At 57.9% G+C, this 20,997-nt stretch carries 17 protein-coding genes; 9 read left to right on the forward strand and 8 right to left on the reverse strand.

All coding sequences use genetic code 11. From position 1 onward, the window contains the following. Nucleotides 1–62 precede the first annotated feature (62 nt). Together JT718_RS02605 and mutM are read right to left on the reverse strand one after the other, a co-directional pair. Nucleotides 63–1,031, reverse strand: coding sequence for an alpha/beta fold hydrolase (locus JT718_RS02605; RefSeq protein WP_205500126.1), 969 nt, complete (start codon nt 1,029–1,031; stop codon nt 63–65). A 55-nt stretch (nt 1,032–1,086) separates the two neighbouring features. Beyond that, entirely contained in the window at nt 1,087–1,905 is an 819-nt protein-coding gene (mutM, locus tag JT718_RS02610; RefSeq protein ID WP_205500127.1) for a DNA-formamidopyrimidine glycosylase, read from the reverse strand. A gap of 329 nt (nt 1,906–2,234) precedes the next feature. Between mutM and JT718_RS02615 the strand changes: the two genes are divergently transcribed. From JT718_RS02615 to JT718_RS02635, 5 genes are all read left to right on the forward strand, one after another. Next, on the forward strand, nt 2,235–2,780 hold the full coding sequence (locus JT718_RS02615) for a YfiT family bacillithiol transferase (protein WP_240336885.1): 546 nt from the start codon (nt 2,235–2,237) through the stop codon (nt 2,778–2,780). A gap of 108 nt (nt 2,781–2,888) precedes the next feature. Next, nucleotides 2,889–6,419, forward strand: a complete 3,531-nt coding sequence (locus JT718_RS02620) for a DUF7948 domain-containing protein (RefSeq protein ID WP_205500128.1) — start codon at nt 2,889–2,891, stop codon at nt 6,417–6,419. A 116-nt stretch (nt 6,420–6,535) separates the two neighbouring features. Beyond that, a complete protein-coding gene (locus tag JT718_RS02625; protein WP_205500129.1) occupies nt 6,536–7,033 on the forward strand; it encodes a hypothetical protein in 498 nt (165 codons plus the stop codon). A gap of 279 nt (nt 7,034–7,312) precedes the next feature. Continuing rightward, entirely contained in the window at nt 7,313–7,873 is a 561-nt protein-coding gene (locus JT718_RS02630) for a hypothetical protein (protein WP_205500130.1), read from the forward strand. A 140-nt stretch (nt 7,874–8,013) separates the two neighbouring features. Then, nucleotides 8,014–8,286 carry a (2Fe-2S) ferredoxin domain-containing protein gene (locus tag JT718_RS02635; RefSeq protein ID WP_205500131.1) on the forward strand — a complete coding sequence of 91 codons (273 nt, stop codon included), beginning with the start codon at nt 8,014–8,016 and terminating at the stop codon, nt 8,284–8,286. Nucleotides 8,287–8,353: 67 nt separating this feature from the next. Here the strand turns inward: JT718_RS02635 and JT718_RS02640 are convergent, their stop codons facing one another. From JT718_RS02640 to JT718_RS02650, 3 genes are all read right to left on the reverse strand, one after another. Further along, complete coding sequence (locus JT718_RS02640; RefSeq protein WP_205500132.1) at nt 8,354–8,887, reverse strand: ferritin; 534 nt, start codon at nt 8,885–8,887, stop codon at nt 8,354–8,356. 809 nt (nt 8,888–9,696) lie between these two features. Beyond that, the gene (locus JT718_RS02645) at nt 9,697–10,050 is read right to left on the reverse strand and encodes a hypothetical protein (RefSeq protein WP_205500133.1); all 354 of its coding nucleotides are present in this window, start codon (nt 10,048–10,050) and stop codon (nt 9,697–9,699) included. A gap of 164 nt (nt 10,051–10,214) precedes the next feature. Continuing rightward, entirely contained in the window at nt 10,215–10,481 is a 267-nt protein-coding gene (locus JT718_RS02650; protein ID WP_205500134.1) for a hypothetical protein, read from the reverse strand. 134 nt (nt 10,482–10,615) lie between these two features. On the opposite strand from JT718_RS02650, the gene msrA reads away from it, so the two are divergent. Continuing rightward, the gene (msrA, locus tag JT718_RS02655) at nt 10,616–11,281 is read left to right on the forward strand and encodes a peptide-methionine (S)-S-oxide reductase MsrA (RefSeq protein WP_205500135.1); all 666 of its coding nucleotides are present in this window, start codon (nt 10,616–10,618) and stop codon (nt 11,279–11,281) included. A gap of 89 nt (nt 11,282–11,370) precedes the next feature. Here msrA and JT718_RS02660 read toward each other — a convergent pair whose 3' ends face one another. After that, a complete protein-coding gene (locus JT718_RS02660; protein ID WP_205500136.1) occupies nt 11,371–11,721 on the reverse strand; it encodes a histidine kinase in 351 nt (116 codons plus the stop codon). A 51-nt stretch (nt 11,722–11,772) separates the two neighbouring features. Beyond that, nucleotides 11,773–13,029 (reverse strand): PAS domain-containing protein, encoded by a 1,257-nt coding sequence (locus tag JT718_RS02665; RefSeq protein WP_205500137.1) that lies wholly within the window; start codon nt 13,027–13,029, stop codon nt 11,773–11,775. Nucleotides 13,030–13,295: 266 nt separating this feature from the next. Between JT718_RS02665 and mfd the strand changes: the two genes are divergently transcribed. The 3 genes from mfd to JT718_RS02680 all read left to right on the forward strand — a co-directional run bounded on the left by mfd (nt 13,296) and on the right by JT718_RS02680 (nt 20,676). Continuing rightward, entirely contained in the window at nt 13,296–16,652 is a 3,357-nt protein-coding gene (mfd, locus tag JT718_RS02670) for a transcription-repair coupling factor (RefSeq protein ID WP_205500138.1), read from the forward strand. 120 nt (nt 16,653–16,772) lie between these two features. Continuing rightward, on the forward strand, nt 16,773–20,246 hold the full coding sequence (locus tag JT718_RS02675) for a PAS domain-containing sensor histidine kinase (RefSeq protein WP_205500139.1): 3,474 nt from the start codon (nt 16,773–16,775) through the stop codon (nt 20,244–20,246). Between the two features lie 25 nt (nt 20,247–20,271). Continuing rightward, the gene (locus tag JT718_RS02680; RefSeq protein ID WP_205500140.1) at nt 20,272–20,676 is read left to right on the forward strand and encodes a response regulator; all 405 of its coding nucleotides are present in this window, start codon (nt 20,272–20,274) and stop codon (nt 20,674–20,676) included. A 113-nt stretch (nt 20,677–20,789) separates the two neighbouring features. On the opposite strand, the gene JT718_RS02685 is transcribed toward JT718_RS02680, so the two are convergent. Continuing rightward, nucleotides 20,790–20,939 (reverse strand): hypothetical protein, encoded by a 150-nt coding sequence (locus JT718_RS02685; RefSeq protein WP_205500141.1) that lies wholly within the window; start codon nt 20,937–20,939, stop codon nt 20,790–20,792. Nucleotides 20,940–20,997 lie beyond the last annotated feature (58 nt).

Below are 20,997 nucleotides of genomic sequence, written 5' to 3' on the forward strand. Positions count from 1 at the left end.
GTGCCCGGCAAAACTCCCGTTTCGGGCTTGTTTCTTTAAAAACAGGCCCAAAACGGGAGTTTCTATTTCCCTTTCAGGAAGGCTTGCACATCGGCGGCGAAGCGGGCGGGTTCTTCCAGGTCTGGGAAGTGGGCGCTGTTCTGGTAAAGTTTGAGGGTGTTGTGGCTGAGCACCTGCCGCAGGGCCAGGCCGGTGTGCAGACCTCCGTTCTTGTCATAAACGCCGCTGATGAGCAAGGTGGGCGTTGTTACCCCGGCAGCCGTCCGGATCAGGTCGGCTTTGTTGTGCCTGAGGTACACTTTGGCCATCAGGCCCGTGTTGGTCAGTTTGCTTTCTTTCCAAAGCTCCCGGTTCCTGCGGGCATTTGCGGTATCCAGAAAGAGGAACTTATCTACCACGGCAGCAGAACTCAGGTTCCAGACCTGGGCATACTTCTGCTCCAGGGCGGTGGTGTCTTTGATGATCTTCTCAATTTTGGTGCGGAGCACACTGTCGCCAACGGCGTGGAAGCCCTGGATCTGCACCAGCATGTTGGAGGGCGAGAGTTCGGCCGGGGCCGAGAGGATCAGCTTTTCTACTTTGTCTGGATGCCGGGCGGCGTACCGCAATGAAAGCTCTGCCCCAAACGAGTAGCCCAGCAGCACAAGCCTGGGGGCACCCAGCGCCTGCCTCAGTCCCTCCAGATCGCTGATCAAGGTCTGGAGCAGGTAATCTTCGGGGTCCTGGGGCGCATCGCTTCGGCCGCACCCTCTCTGCTCATAGTACACCACGGTGGCAAACTTTTCCAGCAGGGGGCCCACGGTTCGCTCAAACGTGTAGTTGTTCCCGCCAGGCCCGCCGTGTACCACCACCAGGGGCGTGGTCTGCTTGCTGCTCCCCTTGATGTTGACCCAATGCCGGACACCGTTGATGGAGTAGAACCGCTCCCCGTCTTCTAGCTGCCCTTTTGCGGTGGGCGCCTGACTACTTTGCGGTGGCTGCCCGCAGGAGAAAAGCAGGAGGATGAGCAGGAGTCTGCCTACGTGTTTCATAAGGTTTTTCATTGAGGTATGATGCTTGCACTCCCTGCAAAGGAAGGCAACTTCTCTAAACCTGGCAATGGGGGCAGAAATAGGTGGCCCGGCCTCCCACGTACTTCTTCTGGATGAGCGTCTGGCAGCGGGGGCAGTGCAGGTGCGCGTCTTTGAGGGAAGAAGTGACAGGCGCCTCGTCCCACTCGCGGGCGTGGATGAGGTAGTGCGAGGGGAAATCGCGGTAGATGGCCTCGGCGGCGATGGCCGTTTCCAACACTTCCCTAATGGCGGTGGCCAACCGGTCCACCTCCTGAGGCTGCAGGGTATGGGCCGGGCGCTCGGGCTCCAGCTGGGCCTGGAACAGCACCTCATCGGCAATCCAGTTGCCTACGCCGGGCGCAATGCGCTGGTCCAGCAGCAGGGGCTTGATAGCCGATTTCTTGTTGGCCAAGCCTTGGGTAAGCTCCTCGGTGGTGAGGGTGAGCGCATCGGGGCCCAGCTTTTTCTGCTGCCGGAAGCCTGCAACGCTCTGGGTGAGGCCCAGGCGCCCGAACTTCCGCGAATCTACAAAGGCAAACCGGAAGCCGCCCTCAAAGTAAAACACCGCCCGGGCAAAGCGCGGGGTGTCGGCGGCATCGCGGTAAAAGGCCACGTCGCCGGTCATCCCGAAGTGCATGGTCACAATCGGTCCGCGGGCGGTGAGCAGGAAAAGCTGCTTGCCCAGGCGCTGCGTGCCGGTAAACTGATTGCCCCGCAACGCCTTCCTGAACTCATCCAGGTCTACCTGCAGCTGGCGTTTGGGGTCCTGCACCTCCACCTCGGTGATGGGTTGGTACAGGCAGGTTTCCTCTATGAAGCGGCGGTAAGTCTCTACCTCGGGCAATTCTGGCATGGCGGCGTTGCGTTACGTTTAGGGCCTGTTTTCTAAAAATAGGCTAAAAAACAATCTTCCCCTTTCAACCCTAATCCACTGGCCGTGGTTGCAGCTTCGCCGAAGTTGTTTGGTGTGGTTGGTTCCAGCCCGCCCGCTGGCGGGCTGGGTACCTGGCGCGTAGAAGCCGCAGCCCCCGGTACTTGCCCTTACAGACAGGCCGCAGTATAAGTACTGAAAGTCACCATAAGGTCACCTGCTTTTCACCAAAAATTAAAAATACCGCAAAAAAACGCAGCCAAGCCCCTGCTAATTCGTTAGATTTGGAAAGACCCGTTCGTTCAAACTGTATGGAAACATCAACTCTACCCCTGGAACAACTGAGATATCCCGTAGGTCGGTTTGAGATACCCCCCCTCTACCGATCAGCGCTGATCAAGCCCGCAATGGCGGCCATTGAGGCTCTACCCGCCCAGCTCAGGGCAGCGGTGGCGTCTCTCTCAGATGAGCAACTGGACACGCCTTACCGGCCCGGCGGCTGGACCCTGCGCCAGGTAGTGCACCACCTCGCCGACAGTCACCTGAATGCGGTCAGCCGGTTCCGGCTGGCCCTCACCGAAGACCGCCCCCTGATCAAAGCCTACGAGGAATCTAGCTGGGCCTACCTGCACGACGCCCGCTGGGCCGACCCGGAACTGTCCATACAGCTGCTGGAGGCCCTGCACCAGCGCTGGACCCTGCTCATGCGGTCTTTCTCCATGGAAGAATGGCACCGGTCTTTCCAGCATCCGCAAAGGGGCGAGGTTTATTTGTTTCAGGCGGTGGGCATGTACGCCTGGCACGGCGAGCACCACGTGGCCCACATCACCTCCCTTACTGAAAGAATGGGCTGGTAAAGCCGTTTTGATCCTATTTTCCAGAAAACACCCCAAAACCAGGCAGGAACAGAGTTCCTTTTATAAAGAAATTTAGTTTAATTTAGTCAGAAGTTTACGGTTTCTGACATGTTCCTGCCTATTCCCACTTTTATCATTACGGCTTTCTGGTCACTGTTTCAGTTGCTTCTGCCGGCCCAGGCCCCCACGGTTGCGCCCACCCCCCTGGCAAGCGCCGCATACAAAAACAACGCACCAGACAGCCGCACCCTGGCATTTGTGGAGAACAAGGGCCAATGGCCAGCGCAGGTGAAGTACGCCGCTGACGTTCCCGGCGGCAAGATATTTCTGCAACCCAACGGCTTTGTGTACGTCCTGCGCGAACCCACCGCTTCTGCCCACGGGCATGCGGCTCCCTCCTCTGCCACCCAACGCAGCAGTGCCCAACCCCAGAAACTGAAGAGCCACGCCTACTCGGTCACCTTTGAAAACGCCAGTCCGGCGGCAGCGCTGCAGGGGCAGGACGTGACCCAGGGCCTGCGCAACTATTACCTGGGCAAAAACCCGGCAAAATGGGGCACCGGGGCCAGAGGTTTTAGGCAGGTCTCGTACCAGCGCCTTTACCAAGGCATTGACATGGCCCTGTATGAGCAGCACGGCCACCTGAAATACGACCTGCACGTGGCGCCCGGCACCTCGCCCGCTCAGATTAAGGTAAGGTACTCGGGCGTGTCGGGGCTTTCCTTGCAGAACGGCCATTTACAGATAGAGACCTCGGTGGGGCAGGTGAAGGAGCACAAGCCGGTGGCCTACCAGCTCATCAACAACCAGCGGGTGCCGGTGGCGTGCCACTACCAATTAGACGGCACCGTTCTCTCGTTCCACTTCCCCCAGGGCTATGACACCCGCCACCCCCTGGTGATTGACCCAGTGGTGGAATTTTCCTCCTTCACGGGCTCTACCGCCGACAACTGGGGCTTTACCGCCACCTATGACAGCCAGGGCAACATGTACTCCGGGGGCATCGCCTCGGGCATTGGGTACCCTGCCTCTGAGGGAGCCTTTGACCAGTCGTTCAACGGGGCCTGGGACATGGCCATCATTAAGTACAACACCCAGGCGGTGGGCGAGGCGGCCCTGCTTTATGCCACGTACATTGGCGGCGAAGAGACCGATACCCCGCACAGCCTGGTGGTGAACGCCCAGGATGAACTCCTGATTCTGGGTACTACCAGCTCAGCAGATTACCCTACTTCTGAGGGGGCGTTCAGTCGGCAGTTCAAAGGCGGGCCCTTCATTGCGCCCCTGGGGGCCGGCGGAAACCCGGCGTATTTCAACGGGTCTGACCTGGTGATCACGCGCCTGAGCGCGAACGGGGCCCAGCTGATTGCCTCCACGTTCCTGGGCGGCTCTGACAATGATGGGCTCCTGTCCAGAGTCCTGACGCCCACCCTGGTGCAGAACTATGGCGACCAGTACCGCGGCGACATCATCACCGACCCAGACGGCAACGTGTACCTGGCCTCCAATACCGCCTCCTCAGATTTTCCGGCGCAGAACGGGTTCGGCTCCCAAGCCAACGGCGGCACGCATGACGCGGTGGTCTGCAAGCTCTCGCCCGACTTAAGCCGCATTATCTGGGCCAATTACTACGGGGGCGCTGGGGCAGAGGCCGCTTATTCCATTCAGATTGACCAGAACCGGCAGGTGTACCTAAGCGGTGGCACTACCAGTACCGCCCTGCCCGGCTCGGCCAACGGCCTCAACCCTGCCTCGGCGGGCAGCACCGATGGCTTTGTGGTGAAAATCAACAGCGCAGGCACCGTTCCCCTGGCCGCCACGTTCCTGGGCACCCCGGCGTATGACCAGACGTACTTCCTGCAGCTGGACGCCGACAACAGCGTGTACCTGCTGGGGCAAACCCTGGGCAGCTACCCGGTGACCGGCAGCACCTACAGCAACAGCAACGGCCGCCAGTTCCTGCACAAGCTCAGCAATGACCTTTCCACCACCGCCTGGTCTACCGTGTTCGGGGCAGGCCGGGCCACCATTGACATCTCGCCCACCGCGTTTCTGGTAGACGACTGCCAGCGCATCTATGTGTCGGGGTGGGGCGGCAACTCCAACGGCGGCGTGTACGGCAACGGCACCACCCATGGTCTGCCCGTGACCACCGGGGCCGTGCAGACCACCACCGACGGCGGGGACTTCTACCTGATGCAGCTGGGCACCGATGCCCGCCAGCTGCTCTACGCCACGTTCTTCGGGGGCAACCAGCTGGTGACCGGCGGCAGCTACGAGCACGTGGACGGCGGCACCAGCCGGTTCGACAAAAGGGGCTACGTGTACCAGTCGGTCTGCGGCGGGTGCCAGTCCAGGTCTAACTTTCCTGTGCCCCTTGGGGCCAATTTCTACTCCAGAACCAACAACAGCCTCAACTGCAACAACGCGGCCTTTAAAATGGACTTTGCCGAGGAGCTCCGCGCCGACGCCGGCCCCGACCAGGAAATCTGCGCCGAAGCGCCCGCCATTGTCCTGCGGGGCACTCCCACCGGCGGCGTCTGGACCGGCGACGGCGTTACCCAGGTGAACGGGGAGTACAGGTTTACGCCCGCGCCCGGCCTGGTGGGCATCCGCACCCTCACCTACACCGTTACCGGCACCGGCTCCTGCTCCATTGCCAACACCATGGTGATGACTGTTACCGCGCCCTCGGTGCACACCCTGTCTATGCCGGAGACGCAGTTCTGTGCCAACTCCACCCAAACCGTGCCGTTGACCGGCTCGCCAGCCGGTGGTACCTTCTCGGGCCGCGGGGTTACGGGCGCTTCGTTCAACCCTGCTCAGGCGGGCGTGGGAAAACACGTGATCACCTACCGGAGCGATGGTTCCAACGGCTTCTGCGGGTCTGTGACGCAGGAAGTGGAGGTGATTCTGCCGCAGGTGAGCGCGGGGCCGGACACCACCCTTTGCTTCGGCAGCGCGACGCCGTTCCAGCTGCGGGCTTCCGTAGCGGGCGGCACCTGGAGCGGGCCCAACGTGACCCCAGCAGGTATTTACACGCCACCACCCGGTTTTGTGGGCACCGCCGAGGTCACGTACTCGCTTTCCACTCCTTGCGCTATTTCGGCCACCAAACGCATCAATGTACCTCCCAGACCTATCTTAGAGGCCCGGCTCGCCAACGCCTGTCCAGACAACCCTGCCCTTTCTGGCTACGCCCCGTTCAACGCGGCGTTCTCCAACAAAGCAGAGGCGGGCGTGCAGTACACCTGGTCCTTTGGCGATGGCACCCAATCCACGGAAACCTCGCCCCGCCACCTGTATGGGCAGCCCGGCCGGTACCGGGTGGTGCTGGTGGCCACCTACGGCAACGGCTGCCAGGAGCTGTTGGAGGTAGGCGACGTGGTGGTGGAACCGCCCTTTGTCCCCAACATCTTCACCCCCAACGCCGATGGCAAGAACGACACCTTTGTGCAGCATTTCAGTTGCTTCCCTACTGAAATCACCATTTACAACCGCTGGGGCAAACTGGTCTTCCAGGAAAAGATCTATAACCAGAAGTGGGACGGCGGCAACCTCTCTGAGGGCTCCTATTTTTATCTTTTAAAGGACACCGAAGGCAATACCGCCAAGGGTTGGGTAGAGATTGTGAAGTAAGAAAAAGTCAATTTTTATTGGTCCTGCCCGTAGGGGAAAACCCGCCGCAAGCGGTCTTCACCTCAAACTTTGTTATGCGCCCAACCTTCTACCTTTTTCTTCTTAGTTTGTTAGTCATGGCCGGGGTTTCTGGATGCGGAGCCGAGCTGATTGAAGACCCCATTATGACAGCCCGGGTGAATGGCCGGGAGTTCACGGCCTGCCGGGGCTCTGGCAAGAACATCGCCCTGCCCAAGGACAACGTCTCCATCACCTACTTCACCGACGGGCGCCTGCTGATCAAAGGCTCTGACAGCTGCAAAGACACCATCCGGGAGATTCAGTTAGACATCTGGGGCGTGCAGGGCACGGGCACCTACCCCATTGACCACCTCGCCGATTACACCGGCAACGCAGCAGGCAGCAATGGGACACTAAAATTCCCTTACTTCCGGCCGCTCACCCTGCAGGGGCTCCTTACCACCAGCAGCCAGCACACCGGCCGGTTTATCCTCACGGAATTTGACCTGGAGAAAAGGCGCCTCTCGGCCACGTTTGAACTGGATGTTTACGAGCCCGTGTCGGGCTTGCTGTACCGCATCAGGGAAGGCAAGCTGCACAACGCGCCGTTCTGATCTTCCTTCGGGGCCACCGCCGTTTTGGGGCTGTTTCTGCCAAAAGCCCTTCAAAACGGCCCTCGTTCAGGCTCTCGGGCTTCATGTTCTCTGGCTTGGCCGGAGCATGAAGGCCCGGGAGCTTTTTTGCGCTCACGGGTCTGGGCAGAAGGGGCTTGGGGAGGTTTTCGCCCCCATTTTGCCTTTAGAACGGGCCCGGGCTTAAATCAGCCTGAAACGAACTCTTCTATTCCCGCTTTAGTTTTAATACTTTTAGCACTTCATACATTTCTATAGATTATGTCAAGACGCGGTAGACGCACCTTAGGCGTTCCTACTTTTCCCATGCCTATTTCGGGGAGGTTCCTGCCCGCCACGCTCCTGATTGTGCTAGGCCTGGGCCTCATGATTTTCCAGAGCTTCACGCAGGAGGTAAGGGGCGAACAGGACCTGGTGGCAGAGCAGGGCACCTTCAGCAATTACTCTTTCAAGAAAACCCCCGAGGGGGAAAAGGATTATGGCATCTGGCTCAGGGAGTTCTCTGAGCGCTTTGAGCTGACCGGCAACCAGGAGGCCAGCTTTGACACGGCCGCCTTCAGGGCCGCCGTTAAGCCCGGCGACCGGATTCAGGTGGAATTCAGCAGCCGCGAGGACGTGGTTGAAACCGGAGGCACCCGCAAGCTGTATGGCCTGGCGGCCCCGGCCAAGAACATCACCTTTTTTGCGGGCAAAGACAGCGTGCAGCGCGAGAACACCGGCCCCCTCACGTACGCCATGTACGGCCTGCTGGCCGCAGGCATTTTGCTGTACATCTGGCAGGTAATTAAGTGGAAGCGGGAACCCAGATACGAAGAGGCGTAGTGTTTTCAGCGGCGTTTTTTTAGGGTAATTCGCCAGAAACGGCCCGGAAACAGCGGCGGTCTGCAAGCACAGTTTCTTTCCCGGGGCGGCACCATTCGGCCGCCGGCCCGTACAACCAACCAGAAAGGCAATGAGCAGTTATGAGTAAAATTCCGAAGACGCCCCGCCAGGTGATTTACGCCTGCAGCAGCGGCAAATGCCAGAAACGCGGCGGCAAAGAGATTCGCAAAACCATGCGGGAGCAGCTGAAAATGGCCGGCCTCAAAGACGAGGTGGAGATTATCAAGACCGACTGCACCGACCGGTGCAAGCATGGCCCCATCTTCAGCATACAGCCGCAGAACCTGTGGCTCCACGACATGACCGAAGGGCAGATCCTCCAGGTTTTTCGGGAGCAGGTGCTGGGCCAATAAAAAACCCCTCAGACTTACGGGTCTGAGGGGTTTGTCTTTTTATACGGTACGCCCGCCGGCAAAGTTGCTACTCAGCGCCGTTCTCGTATTTTATTTTGCGCACCTGCTTGTCAATCTCCCAGCGGCCGGTGCCCTCTTCGCCAATCACGTCAAACAGTTCCAGGGCGCGGCGGGCTACATACTCCTCTTCTACCTGCTCCTGCAGGAACCACTGCAGAAACTGGAACGTCATGTAGTCCTTGGATTTCATGCACTGGTCGGCGAGGCGGTTGAACTGCTGCGTCACAAAAATCTCCTGCTGCAGCGCCTTCTCAAACACATCTCTGAAAGAGTCAAACTCCTGGGGCACGTTCACCACCTCGGGCGAGATGGCGTGGCCGCCCAGATCTCCCACAAAGTTGAAGAGTTTGAGCATGTGCTCGCGCTCCTCGTGGCTCTGTTTCATGAAGTAATCGGCAGAATAGTCAAAGCCCTGGCGGTTGCACCAGCTAGACATGGCCAGATACGTAGCCGAGGAGTGGGCTTCTACTTTTATCTGTTCGTTCAAAAGCGTCTCTATTTCTTCAGAAAGCGAGGTACGCAGTCTCAGTAAATCCTTCATAGTCTTAAAAATCTCTTTGTGCCGGGCATCTACTGCGGTAAACGCCTTAACTCAAATATACCGGTAAAAGCCTTTCTTGGTTCTTCTACCGGAGCCATTTGGGGTAATACAGATTCAGTCTAAATTCAGTATGGCCCAAGCGCCCGCAGGGCGAGTCCTGAGTCCAGAGTGCTGAGGCGGAAGTAGAGAATAAAGGCGGGTGGTGAGGCAGTTGGGGTTGTTGGTGAGAACACCAACAACGGCGAACAAAAGGCGATAACGGTGAACGGGAAAAGCGTTTTTGAGGCTAACGCCTCACGGCAGTTGCAAACTGCCGGCTATGGTAGAACCATGTAGGGGCTCCTATCTGGGAAAGACCAGGAGGCGTAAGCATTCCTATTTCAAAGGAGACTCTGCGTTAAAGAAACCCTCCCTTGCCGCCTTAAAAGGGCAGTTTGTGCTTGGGAAACGTAGATTGGGTTGTTGGTGGGAACACCAACAACGGCAATGGCAAACAATGGTAACGGCGGAAAATGCGATAGGGAAAATGGTTAGGAGAGTCGCACCTCAATGATTTTTTGATCCTCTTAACCCTCGCTCGCCTCCGGCGAGTGTGAGTCATCCTGCGGCCTCTGGCCGCTATGTGGAGATGGCAGAATAACCCTTTTGTTCACGGAGGCCAATCGTAGGCCAAAGGTCTACGAACATGGTACACGCGGCTGAGAGGCAGTTGAAAGGAAAGCAGAAAGTAGCCTGAATCGCTTACCCTCCACTCAAAGAGACTTTGCTTTCAGAAAGAATGGAAATAAAGCAGATTGTTAGTAAACACTTTAATACACCACCGGGGCGTACAGGCACTCATACAGGATGCTGTTCAAAGCAAGCATTGCCTTGGCGCCTTGCAGCAGCTCCTGGAAGTGCAGCACATCGGTGAGGGTGAGCACAAAGCAGCGCTCAGACCGGTAGGGCATTAAGATGTGCACGTCCAAGGCGCGGGAAGGGTCTTTGGCCATTTCCTCCACGTTGATGGCGTCTACGTGCTGCTTGAGGGTCAGAAAATCCTTTACCTTGAAGGGCGAGATACCGCCGGCAAACTCTACATAGTAGCAGTTGTAGCGGTTGCATTGGTACACCGCGCCGTAGGCAGTCCGGAACAATTCAAGCAGATGCGGAGGGGTAGGCATAAGGCAATTCAACTGGTTGCGCGAAGGAACAGCACAAATTTAGCCTCTGTTTAGAATTGGTCCAAATAATAATTGATGATATTTCTCACCTCTGCGCTAAAGGGAGCCGGCGCGTTTTGGGCCCATTTTGTAGAAAACAGGCCCAAAACGCGGGAAAGCCCGGCTTACTCCCGGTTGATGAGCTTGGAGAAGCGGCTGTCTTTCTCGTCCTGGTACAGGAACGCCAGCTTCTTTTCCTCAAACTTCTCAAAGAACTCCTCCCAGGAAATCTCCTCCAGGTTGTCCTCGGCGTAGCCCGGGAAATTGATGCGCAGCAGGCCGGCCTCGTCGCCCTTGCCGGTGCCTTTCACGGTGGCGGGCTTGCCCCCGTGCGACTCGGCCCACTTGCGGATGGTATCATGGTCGGTGGTGGTTTTCGCTGATTCTGACATAGTTTTATCTTGGTTTGGTCTACAGAGGTGTTGACGCAACCATGCCTAAAAAGTTACCTTGCCCCTGGCCTTGGCTCCCGAAACTTCTGCCCTACCTTTACGGTTGTACCTACAGTACTTCACGCATTTTGCCCATGAGACTTCTACTGGTTGCCTTGGTTTTATTATTGGGTTTCACCTCCTGCGCCCAGAGCCGAAAAGAAAAACAAACCGCCTCGCAGAAGGCGCCGGCGCAGAAGGAAGCTACTGTTCCGCGCGACAGCCTGGCCGTGGCCACGTTTGCCGGCGGGTGTTTCTGGTGCACCGAGGAAGCCGCCGAGAAGCTGCGGGGCGTGCATGACGTGGTTTCTGGCTATACGGGTGGCACCACCAAAAACCCCACGTATGAGCAGGTGAGCACCGGCCTCACCGGCCACGCCGAAGCCGTGCAGATCTACTATGACCCCAACGTGGTGTCGTACCAAACCCTGCTGGAGGCCTTCTTCGCGGCGCATGACCCTACCACGCTCAACCGCCAGGGCCCCGATGTGGGCACCCAGTACCGGTCGGCTATTTATTACCGCACCCCGCAGGAGAAAACCCAGATAGACGCCTACATCCGGCAACTGAACGCCGCCCGCGCTTTCCAGGCGCCCATTGTCACGGAGGTGGCCCCTCTGAAGGAGTTCTATCCTGCCGAGGAAGAGCACCAGGACTTTTACCGGAACAACCCCAACAACCCCTACATGCGCGCGGTGTCTACCCCCAAAGTGGAGAAGTTCAAACAGAAAATGGAAGGCAAGCTGAAGGAGGGCGAGTAAGACCCCACCAGGGCCATGGCAACTGGCTAACAAAAACAGCGCGCGCTACCTGCTGGTAGCGCGCGCTGTTTTTGGGCTCTTTTTTAGATTTAAGCGGCCAACTTGCCCTCCAGCTTGGAAAGAAGCGCCAGGAACTGCCCAGACAGCTTCTCAATCTTGGCCAGGCCGTTCTGGGCTTCGTCTATCTTGCCACGCTCGTAGAGGGCAAAGAGAGAGTCGGCGGTGGTGCTTAGTTCCTGCTGCACTTGCTTCAGTTCCAGCATCTCGGCAACGTTGCGGTACCTTGACAGCCCCACAGAGTTGAACCAGATGTTGATGGGCCCGCTGCTGGAAAAGAAAGTAGCATCCAGCGTTCCGCCGTACAGCACCGATCGTACCTTTGACTTGAACAGAATATGCTTGATTCGTAATTGTTGGAAATCTACCTGCGCTTGATTCATTTGCAGTAAACCACGTTAAAAGCTAGTGTATTGTAACCTTGTACAGGGAGATTAGCCCTGCCTAAGGGTTTCCAACTCTTGTCTTAGCTTCACCTTGTCTGTGACATTGTACCCGAAGACAATGATACCGGTTACCTGATCGGCCTCAAAGAGGGGCTGGTAGGTGGTGGTAAAGTAGGCGGTCTCTGTCTGGCCGGTGTTGTGCCAGTCCAGTTCCACCCCAATCTCTTCGGCCACAAACGGCTTACCCGTGGTAAAGACATTGTCCAGGATGCCCACAAACCCCTGGGCCACTACCTCGGGCAAGGCCTCGGCCACCGTTTTGCCGGTCAGTTCCCGGCCGGGCATCAGTTGCTGGTACTGCGGGTTCACCAGCTCAAACCGGTGTTCAGGCCCTTTGAGGATGGCGAAGATGGCCGGGGCCTGCATGATGAGCCGCTCCAGGGTCTGGCGCTGGTCCTCGGCTTTCTGGTAGGCTTGCTGCACCTGGTCAGACAGCAGGGACATCTGCTCGTTGCTTTCCAGGATCTCCTGCACCATTAACTTGGTGCTGTGAATGTCATTGGCGCTGCCCACCCGCATGAGCACCTTGCCGCTTTGGTCTTTCATGGGCAGGCTTCTGACCAGGTGCCACCGGTAGCTGCCCTCCTTGTCCCGGATGCGCAGCTCTGCCTGGAATTCCATTTCGGCGTAAACCGCCTCTTTCTGCCGGTTCTTTACCTGGTAAATATCATCGGGGTGAATCACTTTCTGCCAGCCGCTGCCCAGGAACTCCTCAAACGGCAGGTCGGTGTAGTCCAGCCAGCGCTGGTTCACGTAGGTGCAGGCCCCGTCGGGCTCGGCCGTGTGGATGAGTTGCGGCACGGCATCGGTCAGGAACTTGAATTTCTCTTCGCTGACTTTGCTGGCCTGTTTGGCCAGTTCGCGCTCGGTCACGTCATGGGTGTTCTGGATCACGAACCGCACGTTTCCGGCCTCGTCCAAGACCGGGGTGTGCGAGGCCTCCCAGTACCGGGCCTCAAAGCCGCCGCCCTCCTGGGCAGAGCGCTCCAGGTCGTACCGCAGCACGTCCAGGTAGTCTACCTGTTTGGTGGCAATGGCTTTCCGGATAGAGATGATCACCGGGTTCTCGTCAAAGGAAACGCCGGGGTCCTGGTACACCTCTTTCACGAACACCTTCCCCATAATCTCCTCCCGCCGGCGCATGGTGGTTTTCAGGTACAGGTTGGTGGCGGCCAGAATCTTGAACTCCGGCGAAACGATGACGATGTTCTCCGGAACATTGATGAAGTAATCGAAGAATTCCATAGGCTAGGGTAGGGCTTCAGGCAGAAAGACCAAAAGTAATGCATGCGGGGCAAATTTCTATGACGGGTACCGCTTCTTCTGTGGCTGGGTTTGGGGCATTTCTTTTGCCGTTTTTGGCCCCTTTTGGAGAAAAAGGCCCCAAAACGGTGTTGTAAGAAAGGCCCGGCAATACCGGTCCGGCGGCAACTAAGCCTGCGTGCTCTTCGTTTCCAGTAACCAGCAAGAATGGCTAGCTTTGCCCCTGTTTTTCTAGAACTGATTTACCTTTGAAAGCAACTCAATTTTTGGAACTGTACCGCCAGGACCCCGTGGTGCAAACCGTGGCGCAGCGGCTGCAGTCTCCTGAACCTCACCATATACAACTGAAAGGGCTGGTGGGCAGCCTGGATGCCGTGGTGGCGTCTGCCCTGCAAACCCTGCAGCCCGGCACCCACCTGTTCATCCTGCACGACCGCGAGGAGGCCGCCTACTTCTACAGCGACCTTTCCAACCTCCTGGAGAGTGACCAGGAAGTGATGCTCTTCCCCAGCTCGTACAAGCGGGCGTACCAGTTTGACCACACCGAGAACGCCAACATTCTGCTGCGCGCCGAGGTACTCAACCGCCTCAACGACCGCGCCGGCGCCGGGGCCTTCATTGTCACCTACCCCGAGGCGCTCACCGAGAAAGTGATCAACAAAAAGTCACTGGTGGCCAACACGCTGGGCGCCAAGGTGGGCGAAAAGCTGGACGTGGCCTTTCTCTCTGAGATGCTCACCAGCTATGACTTTGAGCGCACCGATTTTGTCTACGAGGCCGGTCAGTTTGCCGTGCGCGGAGGCATCATTGACGTGTTCTCCTACGCCAACGAGCTGCCCTACCGCCTGGAGTTGTTCGGCGACGAGATTGAAAGCATCCGGACGTTTGACCCCAACACGCAGCTCTCAGTGGAGCAGAAAAAGCAGATTTCCATCATCCCCAACGTGCAGACCAAACTGCTGCAGGAAACCCGCGAGTCGTTTCTGGACTTTATTCCTGAAAACAGCACCGTTTGGGTAAAGGACTACCGGCACACCGTGGAAGTGGTGAGTGAGTCTTACGAGAAAGCCGAGCAAAGCTTCCAGGAAATGCTGGAGGCCAGCGCCGGCGTGCAGATCGTGTCCAAGCCCGAGGATTTGTTTGAAAGCGGCAAGGGCTTTAAGAAACGGCTGGAGGCGTTCACGCTTATTGAGTTTGGCAAACGGTTCAACTTCAAGAACGCTGAGGTGGTGCAGTTCCAGGCGCATCCGCAGCCCTCGTTCAACAAGGATTTCCAGCGGCTGGTGAGCAACCTGCACGAAAACCAAAGCAAGGGCTACGTGAACGTGATCGCCGCCGAGTCGCCGCGCCAGGCCGACCGCCTCACCACCATCTTTGACGAGCTGGACCATGACGTGCGGTTCCACCACTTAATGCTGGCCCTGCGCGAGGGTTTCGTGGATGATCTGGTGAAACTGGTGTGCTACACCGACCACCAGCTGTTTGAGCGTTTCTACAAGCACAAGACCCGCGAGGGCTACTCCAAGTCCAAAGCCATCACCCTCAAGGAACTGCGCACCCTCAAACCCGGCGACTACGTCACGCACATGGACTACGGCATCGGGCGTTTTGCGGGGCTGGAGAAAGTGGAAGTGGGCGGCCGTCTGCAGGAAGCGATCAGACTGGTGTACCGTGACGATGATTTGCTGTACGTGAGCATCCACTCGCTGCACAAGATCAGCAAGTACACCGGCAAGGAAGGCACGCCGCCCACCATGAGCAAACTGGGTTCGCAGGAGTGGGAGAACAAGAAAAAGCGCGTCAAGAGCAAGGTCAAAGACATTGCCTCCGAGCTTATCTCTTTGTACGCCAAACGCAAGCAGGCACCCGGGTACGCTTTCTCCCGCGACGGTTTCCTGCAGGCCGAGCTGGAGTCGTCGTTCATTTACGAAGATACCCCAGACCAGGGCAAAGCCACCGAGGACGTGAAAAACGACATGGAGCAGCCCCACCCCATGGACCGGCTGGTCTGCGGCGACGTGGGCTTCGGGAAAACCGAGGTGGCCATTCGGGCGGCCTTTAAAGCGGCCTGTGACGGCAAGCAGGTGGCCGTGCTGGTGCCCACCACCATTCTGGCCATGCAGCACTATAAAACCTTCCGGAGCCGCCTGGAGAACTTCCCGGTAAACGTGGAGTACATCAACCGCTTCAAGACCACCAAGCAGATCAAAGAAACCCTGGCCCGCGTGGCCGAGGGCAAAACCGATATTCTCATAGGCACGCACCGCCTGGTGAGCAAAGACGTGAAGTTCAAGAACCTGGGACTCCTGATTATTGACGAGGAACAGAAATTCGGCGTAAAAACGAAAGACCGGCTTAAGGAGATGAAGGTGAACGTAGACACGCTCACGCTCACCGCCACACCTATTCCGCGCACGCTGCACTTCTCCCTCATGGGGGCCCGTGACCTCTCGGTGATTGCCACGCCGCCACCCAACCGCCAACCGGTGCAGACCGAACTGCACGTGTTTGACGATGCCCTCATCCGGGATGCCGTGGCCTTTGAGCTCAAGCGCAAGGGGCAGGTGTTCTTTGTGCACAACCGCATCTCAGACATTGAGGAAATGGCCAACCTCATCCTCAAGCTGGTGCCCGATGCCAAGGTGACCTACGCCCACGGCCAGATGGACCCTGAGGAGCTGGAGAAACGCATGATGCGCTTCGTGGAGGGCGAGTATGACGTGCTGGTGAGCACCAACATCATTGAAAGCGGGCTGGACATTCCTAACGCCAACACCATCATCATCAACCGGGCGCACATGTTTGGCCTGAGTGACCTGCACCAGATGCGCGGGCGCGTGGGCCGGTCTAACAAGAAAGCCTACTGCTATTTATTGACACCGCCGGTATCTGGCCTGCCGTCTGATGCCCGCAAGCGCCTGAGCACCCTGGAGGAATTCTCTGACCTGGGCGAGGGCTTCAAGATTGCCATGCGCGACCTGGACATCCGCGGGGCCGGTAACATGCTGGGCGGCGAGCAGAGCGGGTTCATCAACGACCTGGGCTTTGAGGCCTACCACCAGATCCTGGACGAGGCCGTGCAGGAACTCAAGGAAACCGAGTTCCGCGACCTGTTTTTCAAAGACCTGGAGCTGGAGAAAGTAGTAGAGCCCGTGCGCGAGTGCTCCGTGGAAACCGATCTGGAAATCCTCATCCCCGACACGTACATCAGCAACATCTCTGAGCGCCTGCAGATGTACAGCAAGCTGGACAGCGTCAAAGACCTGGAAAGCCTGGAGAAACTGGTGGCGGGCATGGTAGATCGGTTCGGGCCGTTGCCGCCCGAGGTGCAGCAGTTGGTGGCCATTGTGAAGATGCGCTGGGAGGCTTGTCACCTGGGCTTTGAGAAGCTCACGCTCAAGAAAGACACGCTCAGGGGCTACATCCCCAGCCAGAACAATGATGCCTTCTTCCAGTCTGAAACCTTTAGCCGTATTTTGCAGTACGTGCAGCAGCACTCCCGCCGGTCCAGGCTCAAGGAAGCCAAAGACAAGCTGATAGTAGTGGTAGAGGATGTTTCCACGCTGGATGCGGCCAAAGACATCTTTGAGCAGTTGCAGGCGTAGGGCTGTTTCTGCGCAATTTCTGGTAAAACTGCCCAAAAATGCCTTTCTTGGTGTACCAAGGGCACTTTACCAGCAGGGTGCCTTACAAAATCATGATTACCTGTCACAGTACCGTTCTGTATGATGTCTCCTCCTGACCCTGTGGCTCCCCTGGAGCTGCAGCTTGTTTTACGTGCTCTGCCAGGATCATACCTTATTCTGTCGGCTGACTTTACCATTCTGGAAGCCAGCGATGCCTACCTTGCCTCCACGCTCAAGGACCGTTCCATCATTGGCCGGCCTTTGTTTGAGATTTTCCCAGACAACCCAGACGCGCCCGAGGCGGCCGCGGCAACCAACCTGCGGCAGTCCCTGGAGCACGCCCGCACCCACAAGGCTCCGCACAAGATGGAGGTGCAGCGCTATGACGTGACCCGGCCCGCGGCCCAGGGCGGCGGCTTTGAGGAAAAGTACTGGCAACCGCTGAACACGCCCGTCCTGGACCAGACCGGCGAGGTGCTTTACCTCATCCACAGCGTGGTAGACGTCACCGAGGAACAGAAGGAGAAAAACAGCTCAGAGCGGGCCCACAGCAACCTGCTGGCCATTGTGGAAGCCACCGGCGGGGTTTCCTGGGACTATGACGTGGAAAGCAGGAAATTCTACTGGAGCAAGAACTTTGAGCAGGTGTTCGGGTACCCAGTCTCAGAGCACGGGGAAGCCCCCAACTCCTGGGACCTGAAAGTACACCCCGATGACTACGAATCCCTCAAGCACAGCATCCGGCTGGTGATCCAGCGCAGGGAGAAAGTCTGGACCGGCAGTTACCGCTTCAGGAAAGCCGATGACTCCTACACCCGGGTCATAGACCATGGGTTTATCCTCTATGACCGCGAGGGAGAACCCGCCCGCATGATGGGCACCATGGTAGACGCCGATTACCAGGAAAGTCAGGCCCGCCAGGCCCAGGAAAACCTGGAGCGGTTTGAGCTCATCTCCCGGGCCACCAATGACGTGATCTGGGACTGGAACCTCACCAACGACCACATCTGGTGGAACGACGGTTTCAAGACCACCTTCGGCTACAAACAGGAGGAGATTGAGCATGACGTGAACTCATGGTACGGCCGCATTCACCCAGATGACGCCCAGCGCGTGGTAGACGGCATTCATGCGGTCATAGACGGCGACGGCACCACCTGGCAGGATGAGTACCGGTTCCGGAAGGCCGACGGCTCCTACGCCGAGATCCTGGACCGCGGCTTTATTGCCCGCGACCCGGCCGGCAAGCCGCAGCGCATGATTGGGGCCATGCTGGACATTACCGAGCGGAACAAGGCCGCCGCCGCCCTCAAAGCCAGCGCAGACCACGTGCGGGCCTTGCTGGAAGGCATTCCTGAGATAGCCTGGGTGGCCCGCGCCGATGGCTTCATCTACTACTACAACAAAGCCTGGTACGCCTACACCGGCAACCTGGGGCCAGACGACGGCTGGGACAAGGTGGTGCACCCAGAGGACCTGGAACCCACCCTATCCAAATGGGCCTCGGCCCTGGCGTCTGGCCAGAACTACGTGAACGAGGCCCGCCTGAAGCGCGCCGCAGACGGGCAGTACCGCTGGTTTTCCATGCTGGCCACCCCCATGTACGACGAGGCCGGCGACATCCAGGCCTGGATTGGGGTAGACACTGACATTCAGGAGCAGAAAGACATTCAGCAAACGCTGCGGGAACGGGATGAGTACGTGCAGCGCATGCTGGCGCAGGCCCCGGTGCAGTTTGCCGTACTGAAGGGCGCCGACTGGATCGCCGACTTTGCCACCCCGCAGTTTAAGCAGCTGGTGGGCGGCCGTGACATTGTGGGCAAACCCTTCAAAGAGGCCCTGCCTGAGCTGGAGGCACAGGGCTTCTTCAAGATACTGGAGAAAGTGTACGCCACCGGCCAGCTTTACCGGGGCAACGAGCAGCTCGCCCACCTTGACCGGCAAGGGAACGGCACCCTGGAACCCGGGTACTTTGACTTTATCTACCAGCCCCTCTTCAGCCAGGACCACTCCGTGGAAGGCGTGATGATCCTAATTGTAGAGGTAACCGAACGAGTGCTGGCCAAGCAGCAGACTGAAAAGCTTACCGCCGAGCTCCAGGCCTCGCATGACCGCATCACGCAGATCCTGGACGCCCTGCCGCACATGACCTTCACCACGCACCCAGACGGGTATGTGGAGTACTACAGCCAGCAATGGTATGACTTTCTGGGCGGCACCCGCGAAACGCTCACCGGCTGGGGATGGGAAAACTACCTGCACCCAGACGACCTGGAGAATACGCACCTTAGCTGGAAGCACTCGCTGGCCACCGGCCAGGACTTTGTGATAGAAAACCGCTGGCGCGCCCAGGAAGACCAGGAGTACCGCTGGTTCCTGGTGCGGGGCGTACCCGTGCGCGATGCCCAGGGCAACATCCTCATGTGGGTGGGCTCCCATACTGACATCCATGACCAGAAGCAAACCCAACTGGCCTTGCAGGAGAGCATCCGACACTTCCGGTTCCTGGCAGAGAGCATGCCGCAGCTGGTCTGGACCACCGATGCCCAGGGCTTCCATGACTACTTCAACCAACGCTGGGTAGACTTTACCGGGTATGACCTGGAAACCAGCAAGGGCCCTACCATGTGGAACAAACTCCTGCACCCAGATGACCAGGAGCGCGCCGCCGCCCGCTGGCACCACTCCCTTACCACTGGGGTACCCTATGAGATAGAATACCGCTTCAAACGGGGCTCTGACGGAAGCTGGCGCTGGTTTCTGGCCCGCGCCCTCCCGCTGCGCGACCAGGAAGGCAAGATCATCAAGTGGTTTGGCACCTGCACCGACATTGAGGACCAGAAGCAGAACGAAGCCCTCATGGAGCAAACCAACCGGGAGCTGCGCAGCATCAACGAAGACCTGGACAGCTTTGTCTACACGGCCTCGCATGACCTCAAGCTGCCCATCATTAACATGGCGGGCATCTTCCAGGAGCTCACCAAGAGCGCCACGTTCCATGACCCCGATGCCGAGCTGCTGATCTCTATGTTCAACAAGTCGCTCAAACAGATCAACGCCACCATCTCAGACCTGGCCGAGATTGTGAAGGTGCAGAAGGAGATTGACGCCCACCTGGAGGAAGCTGCTTTTGCAGACCTGGTGGAGGAGGTGAAGTTCAGCATCCAAGACCTGATCCAGAGCTCGGGTGCTACCATCACCTGTGACTTTGCGCAGGCCCCCACCCTGCTGTACTCGCGCGTGAACCTCAAGAGCATTCTGTACAACCTCATCAGCAACGCCGTGAAATACCGTTCGCCAGACCGGCCGCCGGAGGTACACCTGCGCACTTACCCGCAGCAGGAGCACACAGTGTTTGTGGTGCGGGACAACGGCATGGGCATGGACTTGGAGAAACACGGGGCCAAGATGTTCCAGATGTTCAAGCGGTTCCACAACCACGTAGACGGCTCTGGGCTGGGGCTTTACATCCTTAACCGCATTGTGCAGAAGAACGGCGGCCGCATTGAGGTAGACAGCCAGATAAACGAAGGCACCACCTTCACCATTTATTTTAAAAATAACGTTCAGTAGCCCACGGGCTTTCTATATTTGTCCTATGAAAAGGTTGAACTTGATTTTGCTGGTAGACGATGACGAAACCACCAACTACCTGAACAAGCGGCTGCTTACCCGCATGAACATTGCCGAGCAAATTGAGGTGGTGACCAACGGAGAAGAAGCCCTTAAGTTCCTGAACAACGCCCTGGCTCAGAACGCGCCTCTTCCAGACCTCATGTTCCTGGACATTAAGATGCCCGTGATGGATGGCTTTGAGTTCCTGGACCAGTACCATCAGTTGCCGGAGGAAACCCAGAAATGCATTGTGGTCATGATGCTCACCTCCTCGGCCAGTTTCTATGACCTGGAGAAACTCAAGAAATACAGCGCGGTGGAACAGCACATCTCCAAACCCCTGGAGGAAGCCCACGTGCGCGAGATCCTGCAGGAACACTTTCAGTAACCCACTTTACGGCCTCATAGAAAAGGGCGGCCCTGTCTCAAGTACAGGGTCGCCCTTTTTGTTATTGGCAGGCAAGGGGCTTTCCGTTTTCTGCGGTCTGCGCCATGGCGGGGCTACTCGCCTCCGTGCGCTGAGCTGATGGGCGCCACTTGCTCCCACGCCTTCACAGGTTGCGCCCCCGTGTGGCGCGCGCCGTACGCAAAACCAGACATCACCAGAAAAAACAGCAGGAAAACTCCCAGCAACGGTAGATAACGTTTCATAAAGCCGAGCTTAAAATTTTGGTCTCCTCCCCTTACTGTTTTCCGCCACAAAGGTTCC

It is taken from the genome of Rufibacter psychrotolerans (genome assembly GCF_016924645.1).
Classification (GTDB): Bacteria; Bacteroidota; Bacteroidia; order Cytophagales; family Hymenobacteraceae; genus Nibribacter; species Nibribacter psychrotolerans.

Bases quoted from the DNA above. Each gene is read 5' to 3' on its own strand.
- mutM (WP_205500127.1), bottom strand. From the start codon at position 1,905: ATGCCAGAATTGCCCGAGGTAGAGACTTACCGCCGCTTCATAGAGGAA.
- JT718_RS02635 (WP_205500131.1), top strand. From the start codon at position 8,014: ATGAGTAAAATTCCGAAGACGCCCCGCCAGGTGATTTACGCCTGCAGC.
- JT718_RS02620 (WP_205500128.1), top strand. From the start codon at position 2,889: ATGTTCCTGCCTATTCCCACTTTTATCATTACGGCTTTCTGGTCACTG.
- msrA (WP_205500135.1), top strand. From the start codon at position 10,616: ATGAGACTTCTACTGGTTGCCTTGGTTTTATTATTGGGTTTCACCTCC.
- JT718_RS02640 (WP_205500132.1), bottom strand. From the start codon at position 8,887: ATGAAGGATTTACTGAGACTGCGTACCTCGCTTTCTGAAGAAATAGAG.
- JT718_RS02645 (WP_205500133.1), bottom strand. From the start codon at position 10,050: ATGCCTACCCCTCCGCATCTGCTTGAATTGTTCCGGACTGCCTACGGC.
- JT718_RS02685 (WP_205500141.1), bottom strand. From the start codon at position 20,939: ATGAAACGTTATCTACCGTTGCTGGGAGTTTTCCTGCTGTTTTTTCTG.
- JT718_RS02660 (WP_205500136.1), bottom strand. From the start codon at position 11,721: ATGAATCAAGCGCAGGTAGATTTCCAACAATTACGAATCAAGCATATT.
- JT718_RS02605 (WP_205500126.1), bottom strand. From the start codon at position 1,031: ATGAAACACGTAGGCAGACTCCTGCTCATCCTCCTGCTTTTCTCCTGC.
- JT718_RS02625 (WP_205500129.1), top strand. From the start codon at position 6,536: ATGGCCGGGGTTTCTGGATGCGGAGCCGAGCTGATTGAAGACCCCATT.
- JT718_RS02665 (WP_205500137.1), bottom strand. From the start codon at position 13,029: ATGGAATTCTTCGATTACTTCATCAATGTTCCGGAGAACATCGTCATC.
- JT718_RS02615 (WP_240336885.1), top strand. From the start codon at position 2,235: ATGGAAACATCAACTCTACCCCTGGAACAACTGAGATATCCCGTAGGT.
- JT718_RS02630 (WP_205500130.1), top strand. From the start codon at position 7,313: ATGTCAAGACGCGGTAGACGCACCTTAGGCGTTCCTACTTTTCCCATG.
- JT718_RS02680 (WP_205500140.1), top strand. From the start codon at position 20,272: ATGAAAAGGTTGAACTTGATTTTGCTGGTAGACGATGACGAAACCACC.
- JT718_RS02650 (WP_205500134.1), bottom strand. From the start codon at position 10,481: ATGTCAGAATCAGCGAAAACCACCACCGACCATGATACCATCCGCAAG.
- JT718_RS02675 (WP_205500139.1), top strand. From the start codon at position 16,773: ATGATGTCTCCTCCTGACCCTGTGGCTCCCCTGGAGCTGCAGCTTGTT.